This window comes from Pseudomonas sp. FSL W7-0098 (assembly GCF_005930585.1).
Lineage (GTDB): Bacteria > Pseudomonadota > Gammaproteobacteria > Pseudomonadales > Pseudomonadaceae > Aquipseudomonas > Aquipseudomonas bubulae.
The window spans coordinates 44,047-59,236 of record NZ_RXHW01000005.1 but is presented as its reverse complement, the minus strand read 5'-3'; the positions used below and the strand labels follow the sequence as shown (position 1 = coordinate 59,236).

13 protein-coding genes are annotated in these 15,190 nt (G+C 58.4%); 3 read left to right on the top strand and 10 right to left on the bottom strand.

All coding sequences use genetic code 11. From position 1 onward, the window contains the following. Positions 1-19: 19 nt before the first annotated feature. The gene (locus FHL07_RS10610) at positions 20-1,171 is read right to left on the bottom strand and encodes a M14 family metallopeptidase (protein ID WP_138738447.1); all 1,152 of its coding nucleotides are present in this window, start codon (positions 1,169-1,171) and stop codon (positions 20-22) included. 535 nt (positions 1,172-1,706) lie between these two features. Next, positions 1,707-2,174 carry an Lrp/AsnC family transcriptional regulator gene (locus FHL07_RS10605; protein ID WP_095001684.1) on the bottom strand — a complete coding sequence of 156 codons (468 nt, stop codon included), beginning with the start codon at positions 2,172-2,174 and terminating at the stop codon, positions 1,707-1,709. A gap of 170 nt (positions 2,175-2,344) precedes the next feature. Between FHL07_RS10605 and FHL07_RS10600 the strand changes: the two genes are divergently transcribed. After that, positions 2,345-3,397: a Glu/Leu/Phe/Val dehydrogenase dimerization domain-containing protein gene (locus FHL07_RS10600; protein WP_138738446.1), complete on the top strand. Its 1,053-nt coding sequence runs from the start codon at positions 2,345-2,347 to the stop codon at positions 3,395-3,397. Between the two features lie 47 nt (positions 3,398-3,444). Here the strand turns inward: FHL07_RS10600 and FHL07_RS10595 are convergent, their stop codons facing one another. Further along, entirely contained in the window at positions 3,445-3,792 is a 348-nt protein-coding gene (locus FHL07_RS10595) for a DUF6124 family protein (RefSeq protein WP_095001682.1), read from the bottom strand. Between the two features lie 129 nt (positions 3,793-3,921). On the opposite strand from FHL07_RS10595, the gene FHL07_RS10590 reads away from it, so the two are divergent. Continuing rightward, positions 3,922-4,581 carry a LexA family protein gene (locus tag FHL07_RS10590; RefSeq protein WP_095001681.1) on the top strand — a complete coding sequence of 220 codons (660 nt, stop codon included), beginning with the start codon at positions 3,922-3,924 and terminating at the stop codon, positions 4,579-4,581. A gap of 60 nt (positions 4,582-4,641) precedes the next feature. Here the strand turns inward: FHL07_RS10590 and FHL07_RS10585 are convergent, their stop codons facing one another. From FHL07_RS10585 to FHL07_RS10570, 4 genes are read right to left on the bottom strand one after another with little or no spacing between them, the layout of a single operon-like run. Beyond that, positions 4,642-6,582 (bottom strand): acetyl/propionyl/methylcrotonyl-CoA carboxylase subunit alpha, encoded by a 1,941-nt coding sequence (locus FHL07_RS10585; RefSeq protein WP_138738445.1) that lies wholly within the window; start codon positions 6,580-6,582, stop codon positions 4,642-4,644. Beyond that, positions 6,579-7,397 carry a gamma-carboxygeranoyl-CoA hydratase gene (locus tag FHL07_RS10580; RefSeq protein WP_095019306.1) on the bottom strand — a complete coding sequence of 273 codons (819 nt, stop codon included), beginning with the start codon at positions 7,395-7,397 and terminating at the stop codon, positions 6,579-6,581. The genes FHL07_RS10585 and FHL07_RS10580 overlap by 4 nt, the downstream gene beginning before the upstream one ends. Positions 7,398-7,424: 27 nt before the next feature. After that, entirely contained in the window at positions 7,425-9,032 is a 1,608-nt protein-coding gene (locus FHL07_RS10575; RefSeq protein WP_095001678.1) for a carboxyl transferase domain-containing protein, read from the bottom strand. 11 nt (positions 9,033-9,043) lie between these two features. Then, positions 9,044-10,207 carry an isovaleryl-CoA dehydrogenase gene (locus FHL07_RS10570; RefSeq protein ID WP_095001677.1) on the bottom strand — a complete coding sequence of 388 codons (1,164 nt, stop codon included), beginning with the start codon at positions 10,205-10,207 and terminating at the stop codon, positions 9,044-9,046. A 204-nt stretch (positions 10,208-10,411) separates the two neighbouring features. On the opposite strand from FHL07_RS10570, the gene FHL07_RS10565 reads away from it, so the two are divergent. Further along, positions 10,412-12,094 (top strand): AMP-binding protein, encoded by a 1,683-nt coding sequence (locus tag FHL07_RS10565; protein ID WP_138738444.1) that lies wholly within the window; start codon positions 10,412-10,414, stop codon positions 12,092-12,094. A gap of 671 nt (positions 12,095-12,765) precedes the next feature. Here the strand turns inward: FHL07_RS10565 and FHL07_RS10560 are convergent. The 3 genes from FHL07_RS10560 to FHL07_RS10550 all read right to left on the bottom strand — a co-directional run bounded on the left by FHL07_RS10560 (position 12,766) and on the right by FHL07_RS10550 (position 15,161). Then, positions 12,766-13,662 (bottom strand): hydroxymethylglutaryl-CoA lyase, encoded by an 897-nt coding sequence (locus FHL07_RS10560; protein ID WP_138738443.1) that lies wholly within the window; start codon positions 13,660-13,662, stop codon positions 12,766-12,768. Positions 13,663-13,770: 108 nt separating this feature from the next. Further along, positions 13,771-14,181: a MerR family transcriptional regulator gene (locus FHL07_RS10555; RefSeq protein ID WP_095001674.1), complete on the bottom strand. Its 411-nt coding sequence runs from the start codon at positions 14,179-14,181 to the stop codon at positions 13,771-13,773. A gap of 26 nt (positions 14,182-14,207) precedes the next feature. Next, positions 14,208-15,161: a LysR family transcriptional regulator gene (locus FHL07_RS10550; RefSeq protein WP_095001673.1), complete on the bottom strand. Its 954-nt coding sequence runs from the start codon at positions 15,159-15,161 to the stop codon at positions 14,208-14,210. Positions 15,162-15,190 lie beyond the last annotated feature (29 nt).

The following is a 15,190-nucleotide window of genomic DNA, read 5'->3' as shown; positions in this document are numbered from 1 at the left end:
GGTACTGCTTATGCCGCTTTTAACGCAGCTCTCTGACCATCGTCGAAAGGGTGGTCAGCACGTCCTTGGCCAATTGCTTAGAACGCTTGCCATCCCAGCCGGTCTGCGGGTCCGGCGCATCGTTGTTGTCCTTGAACGGCATCTCCAGGGTCAGCGACAGGCAGTCGAAGCGTTGGCCAACGCTGTTGCAGGCCAGGGTCATATTGGCTTGCCCGGGTTCGTCGCGGGTGTAGCCGTGGGTGGTCTGGAAATCTTTGGTCAGGGCGCTGAGATGCGTGCGAAAGCGTTCTTCCAGAGTTGCCAGGCGCTGGGTGTAGCCCGGGTTACCTTCGCAGCCTGCGGTAAACACATAGGGGATTTCTTCGTCGCCATGAATGTCGAGGAAGAGATCGACGCCGTACTGGCTCATCTGCTCTAGGGCAAAAAACACTTCGGGGCTGACCTGCGGGCTGGTGTTTTGCCAGGCGCGGTTCAGGTCCTGACCGTTGGCATTGGTCCGCAGGTGCCCGTGGAAGGCGCCATCAGGGTTCATGTTGGGAATCAGGTAAAGATCAGCGTAGTCCAGCAGCTTGCGCATTTGCGGGTCGCTGCCTTGCTCCAGACGCTCCAACAGGCCTTCCATAAACCATTCGGCCATATGTTCGCCGGGATGTTGCTGGGCGATGATCCAGATCTTGCGCTTGTGGCTGGCGCCGCTACCTTTGCGCAACAACTGGATGTCGCGACCTTCAACGCTCTTGCCGGTGGCCAGCAGCTCGCAACCTGACCACTGCAGGGCATTTTTGATCAACTGATCATGACGTGCGCGGCTGTAGGGTTCGAAGTAGGCAAACCAGGCCTGAGGTTGCTCGGCTGCAAAATGAATATTCAGGGATGTGCCGTCGAAATCGCTCGGTACCCTGAACCAGTTTTCCTGATCGTAAGACGCCACTGCCTGATAGCCATCCCACGCTTTATTGTAGGAAGACTGGCTGGCGTTGCTCAATTGGAAATGGTGGGTGTGACCGGGTGTCAGGCCATCGACCTTGAAATGGAACCACTGAAAATGCGGGCTCTTGGTGTCCGGCTTGATGGCAAGTTTTACCTGCAACGGGTTGCTGCTATCCAGCACCTGGATATTGCCGCTGTCGAAGTCGCTGCTGATATGAAGTGAAGAGGGCGCCACGGTCATCGTCCAAATCCCGAAATCTGATAATTGTGGACGTTACTGTACCGTGCTATGGCGATAGGCCAATACAGAATTTTAGGCGGGAGGAAGAAGGAAATAGCGAAGGGGGGCGTCATCCTTGACGCATCGCAATTGTAGGGTTTTTGCGATTGATTCTCAAGTGCTAGATTGCCATTACGGCTATAGTCCTAGACTTCAGGCTTCCGTTTCTCGATGTTCTTTTGCTATCATCACCCTATCGTGACGGCCACCCAAGAAAATGGCTGCACACCAGACTTCATTAGCCTGAAGCACGCAGAGCCAGATAACTGGCCGCAAAAAAAAGACCCGGCCAGAAGCCGGGTCAAATAACCGTGATTAGCCTGATGAGGAGGTAATTCAAAAGACCGACCTAAGGTCCCTTGAATTATCGACTGATCTCGCGACCAGCTGCATGCAATAATAATCATTATCATTTGCAAATCAAGCTATTTCCCACGCTTTTCCGAAATTAATTTTTCGCTCCCCGGCCCAATGCTCTATCCAGCGGCCTGCAGACCTAATCGAGTAACAGTTCCGTGGTGCGTTTGACCTCACTCATGGCGATATTGGAGTGGGCTTCCTGTACGTGTGGTTTCTGCAGCAAGTGATCGCGCAAAAAACGTTCGTAGCTGTCGATATCGTGGGTGACCACCTTGAGCAGGTAGTCCATGTCCCCGGCCATGGTGTAGCACTCGATCACTTCGGGGTAATCGGTAATCGCCTCTTCAAACTCGGTCAGATGGCGACGGCCGTGGCCCGACAGCCGCACATTGACGAACACCACTACATTGAGACCGAGTTTTTTCGGGTTGAGCAGGGCGACCTTGCGCTCGATCAGCCCTTCCTCTTGCAGACGGTGGATACGCCGCCAGCAGGGTGATTGCGACAATTCCACGCGTTCCGCCACCTCGGCGGCAGACAGGTCGGCATTGTGCTGAAGCAGGCGAAGGATCTTGCGGTCGATGGCGCTTAACTTTATCTGCATGAATTGATCTGTTTTCTTATTGTTTTTGAATGATGCATGCAGATTAGCAGAACAATTCCTGCAATTTAGAAAGAAAAATCCTAGGTAAAACCCTCACTCTTTTGCCACGGGTCACAGACTGACTTTAAGGTCTGGCTCGCATTCTGGCTAAAAACAAGAGAGAGAACGCAATGCCGATTTTTACCCACCCCGAATTCGATCACCACGAACACGTCCAGTTCTGTCATGACAAGGCCACGGGCCTCAAGGCCATTATTGCGGTGCACAACACGCGCCTGGGGCCAGCCCTGGGCGGTTGCCGCATGTGGCCCTATGCCGACGAGCAGCAAGCCTTGAACGATGTGCTGCGCCTGTCCCGTGGCATGACGTACAAGTCGGCGCTGGCCGGGTTGCCATTGGGTGGCGGCAAGGCGGTGATCATTGGTGACCCGCGCAAAGACAAGAGCGAGGCGCTGTTTCAGGCAATGGGTGGTTTTGTCGAGAGCATGGGCGGACGCTACATCACGGCGGCGGACTCCGGCACCGGGGTTGCTGAAATGGCCCTCATGGGCCAGCGCACCCGCCACGTGGTGGGTGCTGGCACCCGCGAACAACTGGGCGGTGGCACGCGCAGTGGTGACCCGTCTCCGGCTACCGCCCTAGGGGTCTTTATTGGCCTGCGTGAGGCAGTGTTGCAGCGTTTGGGGCGCCACGACCTGACGGGCCTGCGGGTGGCCGTTCAAGGGCTGGGTCAGGTGGGATACAACCTGGCCCGGCACCTGAAGGAGGCGGGCGCCGAGCTGTGGGTTCACGATATCCAGGAGGCCAATGTGCGCCGTGCTGTCTACGAACTCGGTGCCCATGCGGTCAGTGCACTGGATATTTACGGGCTCGATGTCGACGTGTTCTCGCCCTGTGCCATGGGTGCCATCATCAACGATGAAACCTTGCAGGTACTGCGTGCACCGGTGATTGCCGGTGCGGCCAACAATCAATTGGCCAAGGCTTCCCATGCCGATGAACTGTGGCGTCGGGGTTGCTTGCACGCACCGGATTACGCAATCAATGCGGGCGGCATTATTGACGTGTCTTACGAGTACAACGGTGGCACGCCTGAGCAGGTTCGCCAGCACGTTGAAGGCATTGGCGAGACGTTGCGTCAGATCTTTCTAAGGGCTAAAGCGCAGGACATGAACACCACGCGCATTGCCGACAGCCTCGCCCAGGAGCGTCTGAACGCGTGATAGCCAGGGCGCTGGTGCCCGCAGCAGGCAATCAGCGCCTTTTCACTTCAGCGGGCAGTCAGTTGTTGCATGTCGATAGCCTTGTCCAGCAATTGCCGGGATGGCTCCATAAGCAGCAGCAGGCTCAGCAGCAGATCCCGTTGAGAGCCCTGCTGATGCTCGCTGGCGCTTTGCGCATTGGCAATTGCGCAGCGCAAGTAATCCGAGGCCAGCACCAGAGCTTCTTCCTGGCTCACGTCATCGCTGACCTGGAAAATTTTCTTACCCGTAGCGTGTTGAGAAACAGGAGGTTTCAAATAATAGTCGAGGGCACGCTGGGTCGCGATGCTGTCCTTGATGGATTCAAGCCCGGCATCGGACTCGGTTTCGAAAGGGATTTTTGTTATTGGAGTCATGATTTACCTGCGTCTCAGGAGTTGATCGAGTCAGCTAAAGCAGATTAGTACATTAAGTATTTTTGTCTTATAAGTAAATAATACAATTCGTGTATTGTTGCGTCGAATTCAATCCGTATTGTTCGGCAGATGGATAAATGGATCGCTTTAGTCAGAACCAAATTGCGCGAGCTGAAACTCACGCAAGAAAAACTAGCCGAACGCGTCGGGGCTTCCCAGGGCGGAGTCGGCCATTGGCTCAATAAACGCCGTCAACCCGACTTGCCGACGATGAACAACGTACTTCACGCCCTTGGGCTGGAGCACCTTGAGGTCGCCCTGGTGATTCGTGAGCGCAACGAGGCGGGCGACAAGCCCGGGGTTGACGAATACACCTACGAGATCACATCGGCATTCCGCTACCCGGTGCGCGACTGGGTAGCGGCGGGTCACGTCAGCGAAAAGCTGCTGCCCGGTTATGCACCGCCCGGTACGCTGTTTGAAGTGAGTGATCACTACGCCAAGGGCGCTGCGTTCTGGCTGCTGGTCACGGGAGACGCAATGACTGCCCCGGTGGGGGTCAGCATTGCGCAGGGGATGATGATTCTGGTTGATCCGGACATCGAGGCCACGCCAGGCAAAATGGTCATCGCTCTTACGCCGGAATCCGATGCCACGACTTTCCGGCAGTTGATCGAAGAAAGCGGGCAACGTTACCTCAAGCCACTCAATCCGACCTACCCGAAAACCCTGTTTGATGAAAACTGCCGGATTATCGGCGTGGTGGTACAGGCCACTGCCAAGTTTTAGAAGCGGTGTGTCCATGCTGCAAGTGAAAAGGCGGATACCGGTCACGGTACCCGCCTTTTCTCATTCCAGCTCGACCAGTGCCGAGCCCTCACTGACCATTTCACCTTCCTGGAAAAACAGCGCCTTGATCACGCCTGCATGGGGGGCTCGCAGGCTGTGTTCCATTTTCATGGCTTCCAGTACCACCAGCTGAGCACCGGCCTCGACGGTTTGCCCAACCTCGACCAGCACACGTACGATGCTGCCGTTCATCGGTGCAGTCAGGCCGCCCTGGGCCGTGTGACTGGCGTCCACGGCGCTGATCGGATCGTGCAGACGCACGCAGTGCAGTTCACCGTCCCAGCGCAGGTACAGCGCATCGCCCCGACGGATGGCCAGGTGCTGACGGCGTACACCGTCCTGCTCGATGAGCAGGTGTTCATCGCGTAAAGTGGTGGTGTTGCCACTGAGGTGGATAACCTGCTGTTCACCCTTGCAGGCCAGAACCAGCAAGGTGTTTGCCGGCAGGCCGCTACGAAAGCCATTGGCTGCCGACCAGGGCGATGCCGGGTCATCGTTGCGCACCCGTAGCGGTTGGCTTTGGCTGAATGCCTGGGCAGCGGCAGACCAGAATGCCGTAGGCAAAGGTTCGGCAGCAGGCAGTAATTCTTCCTCGTAGCGTGGGATAAATCCGGTATCGAGTTCGGCTGCGGCGAAGGCAGGGTGGCCGATAATGCGGCGCAAGAAATTAAGGTTGGTTTTCAGCCCGCCAATAGCGAATTCATCGAGCATGGCCATCAGGCGCAAACGTGCCTGCTCGCGGTCTTCACCCCAAGCAATCAGCTTGCCCAGCATCGGGTCGTAGAACGGTGAAACTTCGTCGCCCTCGCTGACACCGCTGTCCACGCGACGGCCCGGGCCAGCGGCCGACTCGCGATACACCTCAAGACGGCCGGTTTGCGGAAGGAAATCATGGCCCGGGTCTTCTGCATACAGTCGCACTTCTATGGCATGGCCGTTCAACGGGACCTGAGCCTGGCTGATGGGCAGGGTTTCACCCCGTGCCACGCGGATTTGCCAGGCCACCAGGTCGAGGCCGGTGATCGCTTCAGTGACCGGGTGCTCAACCTGCAGGCGGGTATTCATCTCCATAAAGAAGAACTCGCCTCGCGCATCCAGCAGGAACTCTACAGTGCCCGCGCCCACATAACCGATGGCCTGGGCCGCACGCACGGCGGACTCGCCCATTGCCTGACGCTGTTCGACACTCAGGCCCGGTGCTGGCGCTTCCTCTACGACTTTCTGGTGGCGGCGCTGAATCGAGCAGTCGCGCTCATTGAGGTACAGGCAGTTGCAGTGCTGGTCGGCAAAAATCTGGATTTCCACATGTCGTGGCTTGAGTACGTACTTTTCCACTAGCATGCGCGCATCGCCAAAGGACGACAGGGCTTCGCGCTGTGCCGAGGCCAGCGCCTCTGCCAGCTGGGCGACGTCCTCGACCACCTTCATGCCCTTGCCACCACCACCTGCCGTGGCTTTGAGCAGCACCGGATAGCCGATGCGTTCTGCGGCGAGGCGAAAGGTTTCCAGATCCTGGGCTTCGCCGTGGTAACCCGGCACCAGCGGTACGCCCGCCACTTCCATCAGGGTCTTGGCGGCGGACTTGCTGCCCATGGCATCAATGGCACTGGCGGGCGGGCCGAGAAATATCAGCCCGGCAGCTTCAATGGCACGGGCAAAGCCTGCGTTCTCCGACAAAAAGCCATAACCGGGATGAATGGCCTGGGCCCCACTGGCCTTGGCGGCTGCAATGATCTTGTCGATTTTCAGGTAGCTGTCGGCCGCTTTGCTGCCCCCCAGGTCTACGCAGATATCGGCTTCGCGGCAATGCCGCGCATCGCGATCGGTCGCGCTGTGGACGGCTACTGTGGTGAGGCCCAGGGCCCTGGCTGTGCGCATTACCCGGCAGGCGATTTCGCCACGGTTGGCAACCAGTACGGATGTCAGAATAGGGGCGCTCATGAACGCGGCTCCAGGGTCGATGGATCGGCTTGCCAGCTGGGGGCACGTTTTTGCAGAAAGGCGCGCAAGCCCTCCTGGCCTTCGGGGCTGACGCGGATGCGAGCTATGGCGTTTTCGCAGTAACGGCGAATAGCCAGGGTCGGTGCTCCGTGGCTGACTTCCCGCAACAGGTCCTTGCATGAGCGCATGGCCTGGGGGCTGTTGAGCAGCAGGTTGTCAATCCAGAGGCCGATGTGCTGTTCAAGCTCGGCGAGCGGGTAGCACTCCGATAGCAAGCCCAGTTCCCGGGCACGTTCGCCGCTGAAGCGTTCAGCCGTCAAGGCGTAGCGCCGGGCAGCGCGCTCACCGATGGCCTGCACCACGAAGGGGCTGATCACCGCAGGTGCCAGGCCGATACGCACTTCCGACAGACAGAACTGCGCGTCTTCGGCGCCGATAGCCATGTCGCAGGCACTGATCAGGCCCAGCGCACCACCATAGGCCGCGCCCTGGACCACGGCCAGGGTGGGCATTTTCAGCTTGGCCAGGTTGTACATCAGCTCGGCCAGGTGGCGGGCGTCGTCAAGGTTGGTGTGGTAGTCCAGTTCGGCCGATTGCTGCATCCAGGCCAGATCGGCACCGGCGCTGAAATGCTTGCCGCGCCCGCGCAGCACCAGAAAACGCAGGGCAGGGTCGGCTTGTACGGCCTCCAGCGCCAGAATCAGCTCACGAATCATCTCGGCATTGAATGCATTGTTCTTCTGCTCGCGGCTCAACCACAGGGTGGCAAAGCCCCGGGGATCGGTGTGCAGTTCGAGGGTGTTGAAATCCATCATGTTTGTCAGTCCTGAAAGGCTGTGGGGTTACATCCGGAACACACCGAAACGGGTGGCTTCGACAGGGGCGTTCAAGGCCGCCGACAGGCCAAGGGCCAAAACCTCTCGGGTTTGCGCCGGATCGATCACGCCGTCATCCCACAAGCGCGCGCTGGAGTAGTAGGGGTGGCCTTGATGCTCGTACTGGTCGAGGATCGGCTGCTTGATCTCGGCCTCTTCCCGGGCTGTAAACCCGACGCCATTGCGCTCGGCCTGTTCGCGCTTGACCTGCACCAGCACACCCGCGGCTTGCTCCGCACCCATCACGCCGATTCGGGCATTTGGCCACATCCACAAGAAGCGTGGATCGTAGGCGCGGCCGCACATTCCGTAGTTGCCGGCGCCAAAGCTGCCGCCAATGATCACGGTGAATTTGGGCACCCTGGCGCACGCAACGGCGGTGACCAATTTGGCACCGTGTTTGGCAATCCCACCGGCTTCGTATTTCTGCCCGACCATAAAGCCGGTGATATTTTGCAAAAAAACCAGGGGGATGCCGCGCTGACAGGCCAGCTCGATAAAGTGCGCGCCCTTTTGCGCGGCCTCGGCAAACAGGATCCCGTTGTTGGCCAGAATCGCCACCGGGTAACCCTGCAAATGGGCAAAGCCGCACACCAGCGTGGTACCGAACAGGGCCTTGAACTCATCGAATACCGAGCCATCCACCAGCCGCGCAATCACTTCGCGTACATCAAAAGGCTGCTTGGCATCAGCCGGGACTATGCCGTACAGCTCATCACGGTCGTACAGCGGTACCTGTGGTGTGCGCTGCTGCAACTGGCCCAGCTTGCGCCAGTTGAGGTTGGCAACGCTGCGCCGGGCCAGCGCCAGGGCGTGTTCGTCGCTGTCGGCATAGTGGTCGGCCACCCCGGAAATCTTGCAGTGCACATCGGCCCCGCCGAGGTCTTCGGCGCTGACCACTTCGCCCGTGGCGGCCTTTACCAGCGGCGGGCCAGCGAGAAAAATCGTTGCCTGTTGACGCACCATAATGGCTTCGTCGGCCATGGCGGGTACATAGGCACCGCCTGCGGTACAGGAGCCCATGACCACGGCAATTTGCGGGATACCCGCTGCGCTCATGTTGGCCTGGTTGAAGAAGATCCGTCCAAAGTGCTCGCGGTCCGGGAACACCTCGTCCTGGCGCGGCAAGTTGGCACCGCCCGAGTCCACCAGATAAATGCACGGCAAGCGGTTCTGCTCGGCGATGGTTTGCGCCCGCAGATGTTTTTTGACCGTTAGGGGGTAGTACGAACCGCCTTTGACCGTCGCGTCGTTGGCGACAATCATGCACTCCACGCCCTCGACCCGACCAATGCCGGCAATGATCCCGGCTGCCGGAACGTCTTCGCCGTACACGTTGTAAGCCGCTAACTGACTCAATTCAAGGAAGGGCGAACCGCTGTCCAAAAGGCGGTCAATCCGTTCGCGAGGCAGCAACTTGCCCCGCGAGGTATGCCGCTCCTGCGCCTTGGCGCCACCGCCTTGTTGCACCTGCGCTAGCAGGGCATGCAAGGCGTCGACCTGTTTGAGCATGGCGTCGCGGTTAAGCCCGAACTCGGCCGAGCGCGGGTTGATTGTCGTCTGCAAGATGGACATGCCTGCGCTCCTTAGCGGGTTTCGTTGAAGAGTTCGCGACCAATCAGCATGCGTCGGATTTCGCTGGTGCCAGCGCCGATTTCATACAGTTTGGCGTCGCGCAGGAGGCGCCCGGCAGGGAATTCATTGATGTAGCCGTTGCCGCCGAGAATCTGAATGGCATCGAGGGCCATTTGCGTGGCGCGTTCGGCGCTGTACAAAATCACGCCGGCGGCATCCTTGCGCGTTGTTTCGCCACGTTCGCACGCGGCAGCCACGGCATACAGATAGGCACGGCTGGCATTGAGCTGGGTGTACATGTCAGCCACCTTGCCCTGGATCAACTGAAATTCGCCGATGCTCTGGCCGAATTGCTTGCGGTCGTGAATGTACGGCACGATCAGGTCCATGCACGCCTGCATGATCCCGGTGGGGCCGCCCGAGAGCACCACACGCTCGTAGTCCAGGCCGCTCATCAGGACCTTTACGCCGGCGTTGAGGGTGCCCAGCAGGTTCTCTTCAGGCACTTCGACATCGTCGAAAAACAGCTCGCTGGTGTTGGAACCGCGCATGCCAAGCTTGTCGAAATGGCTACTGCGGCTGAAGCCTTTCCAGTCACGCTCAACGATAAATGCGCTGATTCCGTGCGGGCCTTTCTCCAGGTCGGTCTTGGCATAGATCACATAGGTGCTGGCGTCCGGGCCATTGGTGATCCAGGTTTTGCTGCCGTTGAGGACAAAGTGGTCGCCGCGTCTGTCGGCGCGCAGTTTCATCGAAACCACATCGGAACCGGCGTTCGGTTCGCTCATGGCCAGGGCACCGACGTGTTCGCCGCTGATCAGCTTGGGCAGGTATTTGAGTTTCTGTTCGTGGGTGCCGTTGCGGTTGATCTGGTTGACGCACAGATTGGAGTGGGCGCCGTAGGACAGGGCCACCGATGCCGAGCCGCGGCTGATTTCTTCCATGGCCACCACATGGGCCAGATAGCTCAGGCCGGTGCCGCCGTACTCTTCTGAGACGGTGATGCCGAGCAACCCCATGTCACCGAACTTGCGCCACATGTCGGCCGGGAACAGGTTGTCCTTGTCGATTTGCGCCGCCCGTGGCGCCAGTTCGGCAGCGACGAATGCCTGGACCTGATCGCGCAGCATATCGATGGTTTCGCCCAGGGCGAAGTTCAGGGTCGGGTAGCTCATGGGGCACCTATATTCATTGTTCTTGTGGAGGCGGTTACTGCGTCGCCATTGATAACCTTTACGTTAACGTAAACTTGGCGCCTTTAACTGTCAACGACCTTTACGTTAACGTCAACTTAGGCCAGAGTATTTGTTGTTCTTCAAATGAGCCGGTGCAGTACGCGCCTTGCTCATGCTCCCAAAACAATCACAAGAGGAGTTGCCATGAAGTTGCAATCCGTCCCCAGTTACAGCCAGGGTGCGCTGGACAAGCCGCTGCTGGCGATGACGATAGGCCAGGCTTTTGATCAGACTGCTGCGCGTTACCCGCAGGGGGAGGCGTTGGTGGTACGCCATCAGCAGCAACGTTATACATGGGCACAATTGGCCGAGGAGGTCGACCTGCATGCCAGGGCACTGCTGGCTTTGGGTTTGCAGGCAGGGGACCGGCTGGGGGTGTGGGCGCCTAATGGCGCCGAGTGGTTTATCAGCCAGTTTGCCAGCGCCAAGATTGGCGTGATTCTGGTCAATATCAACCCGGCATACCGGCTCTCGGAACTCGAATACGTACTCAAGCAATCGGCGTGTCAATGGTTGGTGTGTGCGGGCGCGTTCAAGACGTCCAACTATCACTCCATGCTCCAGGAGTTGATCCCTGAGCTGGCGGAGCAATCGGTCGGGGCGCTGGATTGTGTGCGCTTTGCCGATTTGCGTGGGGTCATCAGCCTCGCGGCTGAGCCGCCGGCAGGTTTTTTGCCGTGGTCGCACCTTGCCATGTTGGCTGACGAGGTCGAACCGGAGCAGTTACGCTGCCGCGAAGCCAGCCTGCACGTCGACCAGCCGGTCAATATCCAGTACACCTCGGGCACTACGGGCTTCCCCAAGGGTGCGACCCTCAGCCATCAGAACATTCTCAATAATGGCTATATGGTAGGCGAAAGCCTGGGGCTGACGGCCAGCGACCGTCTGGTAATCCCCGTGCCGCTTTATCACTGCTTTGGCATGGTGATGGGCAATCTGGGTTGCGTGACCCATGGCACTACCATGATCTACCCTGCGGAGGCCTTTGACCCGGGCCTTACGCTGCAAGCGGTTGCGCAAGAGCGCGCCACCGGGCTGTACGGTGTGCCGACCATGTTTATCGCCATGCTCGACCACCCGCAGCGTGCCTCGTTTGATCTGTCGAGCCTGCGCACGGGGATTATGGCCGGGGCCACATGCCCGATCGAGATCATGCGCCGCGTCATCAGTGAAATGCATATGGGCGAAGTACAAATCGCCTATGGCATGACCGAAACCAGCCCGGTATCGATACAGACGGGGCCTGCGGATGAACTGGAATTGCGGGTTACCACGGTGGGGCGTACCCAGCCAAAACTTGAGAGCAAGTTGATCGATGCTGCGGGCAACACCGTTGCCCGGGGTGAGATTGGCGAGTTGTGTACCCGTGGCTACAGCGTGATGCTCGGTTACTGGAACAACCCGCAGGCCACCGCTGATGCCATCGACGGTGACGGCTGGATGCATACCGGTGACCTGGCGCAGATGGATGAGCAGGGCTATGTACGCATTGTGGGGCGCAACAAGGACATGATTATTCGCGGTGGAGAAAATATTTACCCGCGGGAGCTGGAGGAGTTCTTTTTTACCCACCCGGCAGTGGCTGACGTGCAGGTTGTGGGTATCCCTGACGCCAAATATGGCGAAGAGATCGTTGCCTGGATCAAGTTTCATCCCGGTCATACGGCCAATGAGCTTGAGCTGCAAACCTGGTGCAAGTCGCGGATTGCGCACTTTAAAGCGCCGCGTTTTTTCAAGTTTGTCGATGCATTCCCGATGACCGTGACCGGCAAGATCCAGAAATTCAAAATGCGCGAGATCAGTATTCAGGAGTGCCAACAGAAATGACCAAACCCGTGGGAACGGGCTTGCTCGCGATGGCATCACCGCGATTTGCCAGACAGACCGCGGCGCCTGAATCGCGAGCAGGCTCGCTCCCACAGGGTATGCAGTTAAGCAAATTATCAAACCACAGACAGCACAAAGGGGAGCCGAGGCTCCCCTTTAATATGTCGTTGCGTGCTCTTTTTTTATTATTGAAGGGCGGTCTATTGTTGTTTTTGGAACTCGCCCTTTTGCTGCGTTTTTGTGCGACCCCCATCCGGGGTCAAGAGCAAACGTATTTTTTTGAGCGCTGATCCACTTTTATCACCGGCTATCAAACCCGTGATCCAACCTGTGCGGGTGCTACCTGAAGGTAGTTTTATTCTTCTCTGCCCGGTTGCGAGGTGGTTTTTAGGCGCCTCGGAAAAGTAAACCTTCTCCAAAAAAATCTGTTAGCTGCGTCTCTGCCGTGTTGTTTTTGTTATGTCAGAGTCGTTTCGTATTGTTTTTATTATGTTGCTGCGGTTTTTATTCTTGTTATGCCATAGAGATAGCAGGAGCCGTGCCAACTTTTAAAAACCCTTATAAATCAACTACTTGAAAAATAAGACAATAAAAAACCGGCCTTGGGCATGGCCGGTTTGTTTCCGTGTTACTCGTTTGTGTGGCGGCGAGGTAACACCCCGGAACACTTTTTAGCCCTGGCGGGCCTTTGCCACCCGTGATCCGGTAACACGACCCAGCACCTTGCAGATGTGCGCGCCGGCCAGTAACAGCTTGTCCATGTCGACCCCGGTTTCGATGCCCATGCCGTTGAGCATGTACAGCACGTCTTCCGTGGCCACGTTACCGCTGGCACCCTTGGCATAGGGGCAACCGCCGAGGCCGGCGATGGAGCTGTCGAATACCGCGATGCCTTCCTGCAGGCTGGCGTAGATATTTACCAGCGCCTGACCGTAGGTATCGTGGAAATGCCCGGCGAGTTTTCCCCGCGGGACGCAAGCCGCTACCGTCTCAAACAGGATGCGTGTGGCTGTCGGTGTACCGGTGCCGATGGTGTCGCCCAGTGACACCTCGTAACAGCCCATGGCGTACAGCTCCTGCGCTACCTGTGCCACCTGCTGCGCACTGACCTGGCCTTCATAAGGGCAGCCCAGCACACAGGACACATAGCCGCGTACGCTGATGCCGTGCTGCCTGGCCGCTTCAATAATGGGCACAAAGCGCGCCAGGCTTTCGCTGATCGAGCAATTGATATTGCGTTGCGAGAACGCTTCGGATGCGGCGGCAAATACCGCGACTTCCTTTACCCCGGCGGCCACGGCATCTTCAAAACCACGCAGGTTCGGTGCCAGCGCACCGTAGACCACGCCCGGCTTGCGGCGGATTTGTGCGAAGACTTCAGCCGAACCGGCCATTTGCGGCACCCACTTGGGGGAGACAAAGCTGCCGGCTTCGATATAGCCCAATCCGGCGTCGGTCAGAGCGTCAACCAGTTGCACCTTGTCCGCGACACTGATGGGTTGGGCCTCGTTTTGCAGACCGTCGCGCGGGCCTACTTCGATCAGCCGCACATGGGTTGGAAGTGTCATGGGGATCACCGTGTCCGTTGAAATGGGGTCTTGCCCAACCCTCACCCCAGCCCTCTCCCGGAGGGAGAGGGGGCAGATGGGGGTGTGCTGGAGTTCGCAGGCGGTCAGTCAGAGCGAGGGACTGTTAGTCGTCTGTTTTTTTATGGTCTGTTCCAGCGCCTGGAGACACCGCTCTTCAGCGGTATCGAGCTCCAGCTGCATCTGCTGGATATCCAGCAACTGCTGCTCAAGCTGCTCGCGGCGTTCGGCGATTTTGGCCAGCATGCTGTTGAGCTGTTTCTGGTTGCCGCTGGTGGGGTCATAAAGCTCGATCAGTTCGCGGCATTCGGCCAGCGAAAAGCCGATGCGCTTGCCGCGCAGAATCAGTTTCAGGCTGACTTTGTCCCGCGCCGAATACACCCGCTCCTGACCGCGTCGTTCAGGGGCGAGCAGGCCTTGCTCTTCATAAAAGCGAATGGCACGGGTGGTGATGTCAAGTTCACGGGCAAGGTCGGAAATACTGTACGTCTGGCTGCTCATGGGCGGGCTCTGGAGAAATCGTGTTGCTAAACTAAAGGTTGGTTGACGTATACGTCAAGCAGGCTTGCGGCTTCGAATTTCTGTTGTTGCTGGCACAGCTCTATCAGTTGCTCGCGCATCCAGCGATTGGCCGGGTCTTGCTCGGTACTTTCGTGCCAGTACAAATGGGTTTCCACATTGGGCAGTTCATTGAGGGGCAAGGCTACAAAGTGCAGGCCATGGCGGCGGGCAAAACGCTCGGGCACGGTCATTGCCATGTCGGTTTGCTGCAGCACATTGGAGGCCATCAGGTAATGCTGCGAGCGCAGGGTGATCTTGCGCTGCAGGCCCATCTTGCCCAGGGCCAGGTCGACCTCGCCGAGGCCGTTGCGTCGGGTCGAGATATGAATGTGGGTCAGCGCCAGGTATTCATCCAGGCTCAGGGTTGCCTTGCCGGCCGATGGGTGGCCCTGGCGCATGGCGCAGACGTAACGGTCTTCCATCAATTTGACATGGCGTACCTGCGGGTCGGTATTGAGGGGGGCATCTATCGCAAAATCCAGACGCCCGGCAGCCAGATCACTGGTGGTCTCACGCCGATGAGAGAGAAAACTCTCGACCACCACCGAAGGCGCCTGACGCCGTAGCCGCTGGAATAGCGGCGGCAAAATCACCGCTTCTGACAGGTCTGTCATGCTGATGCGGTAGGTCTTGTTGGCTTGCAGGGGGTTGAAGGTGCGGCTTTCCTGCACCGAAACACGCAACAGCGCCAGGGCACTGCGCACCGGGCTGATGATGTTCTGTGCCATGGGGGTGGGCACCATGCCCTGGGCGGTGCGCACGAACAGCGGGTCATTGAAGCTCTCGCGCAATCGCGCCAGGGCATTGGACACGGCTGGCTGGGTGATGCCGATAATCTGCCCGGCGCGGGTCAGGTTGGCTTCGGTATAGATGGCGTCGAAGACGATAAACAGATTGAGATCGACCTTGTTCAGGTTCATGACGCGCTGGCTCTTGTTATTGGAAAGGA

Coding starts and splice junctions, on each gene's coding strand:
- FHL07_RS10595 (WP_095001682.1), bottom strand. CDS start 3,792: ATGACTCCAATAACAAAAATCCCTTTCGAAACCGAGTCCGATGCCGGG.
- FHL07_RS10590 (WP_095001681.1), top strand. CDS start 3,922: ATGGATAAATGGATCGCTTTAGTCAGAACCAAATTGCGCGAGCTGAAA.
- FHL07_RS10610 (WP_138738447.1), bottom strand. CDS start 1,171: ATGACCGTGGCGCCCTCTTCACTTCATATCAGCAGCGACTTCGACAGC.
- FHL07_RS10565 (WP_138738444.1), top strand. CDS start 10,412: ATGAAGTTGCAATCCGTCCCCAGTTACAGCCAGGGTGCGCTGGACAAG.
- FHL07_RS10580 (WP_095019306.1), bottom strand. CDS start 7,397: ATGATGGATTTCAACACCCTCGAACTGCACACCGATCCCCGGGGCTTT.
- FHL07_RS10570 (WP_095001677.1), bottom strand. CDS start 10,207: ATGAGCTACCCGACCCTGAACTTCGCCCTGGGCGAAACCATCGATATG.
- FHL07_RS10550 (WP_095001673.1), bottom strand. CDS start 15,161: ATGAACCTGAACAAGGTCGATCTCAATCTGTTTATCGTCTTCGACGCC.
- FHL07_RS10605 (WP_095001684.1), bottom strand. CDS start 2,174: ATGCAGATAAAGTTAAGCGCCATCGACCGCAAGATCCTTCGCCTGCTT.
- FHL07_RS10560 (WP_138738443.1), bottom strand. CDS start 13,662: ATGACACTTCCAACCCATGTGCGGCTGATCGAAGTAGGCCCGCGCGAC.
- FHL07_RS10575 (WP_095001678.1), bottom strand. CDS start 9,032: ATGTCCATCTTGCAGACGACAATCAACCCGCGCTCGGCCGAGTTCGGG.
- FHL07_RS10585 (WP_138738445.1), bottom strand. CDS start 6,582: ATGAGCGCCCCTATTCTGACATCCGTACTGGTTGCCAACCGTGGCGAA.
- FHL07_RS10555 (WP_095001674.1), bottom strand. CDS start 14,181: ATGAGCAGCCAGACGTACAGTATTTCCGACCTTGCCCGTGAACTTGAC.
- FHL07_RS10600 (WP_138738446.1), top strand. CDS start 2,345: ATGCCGATTTTTACCCACCCCGAATTCGATCACCACGAACACGTCCAG.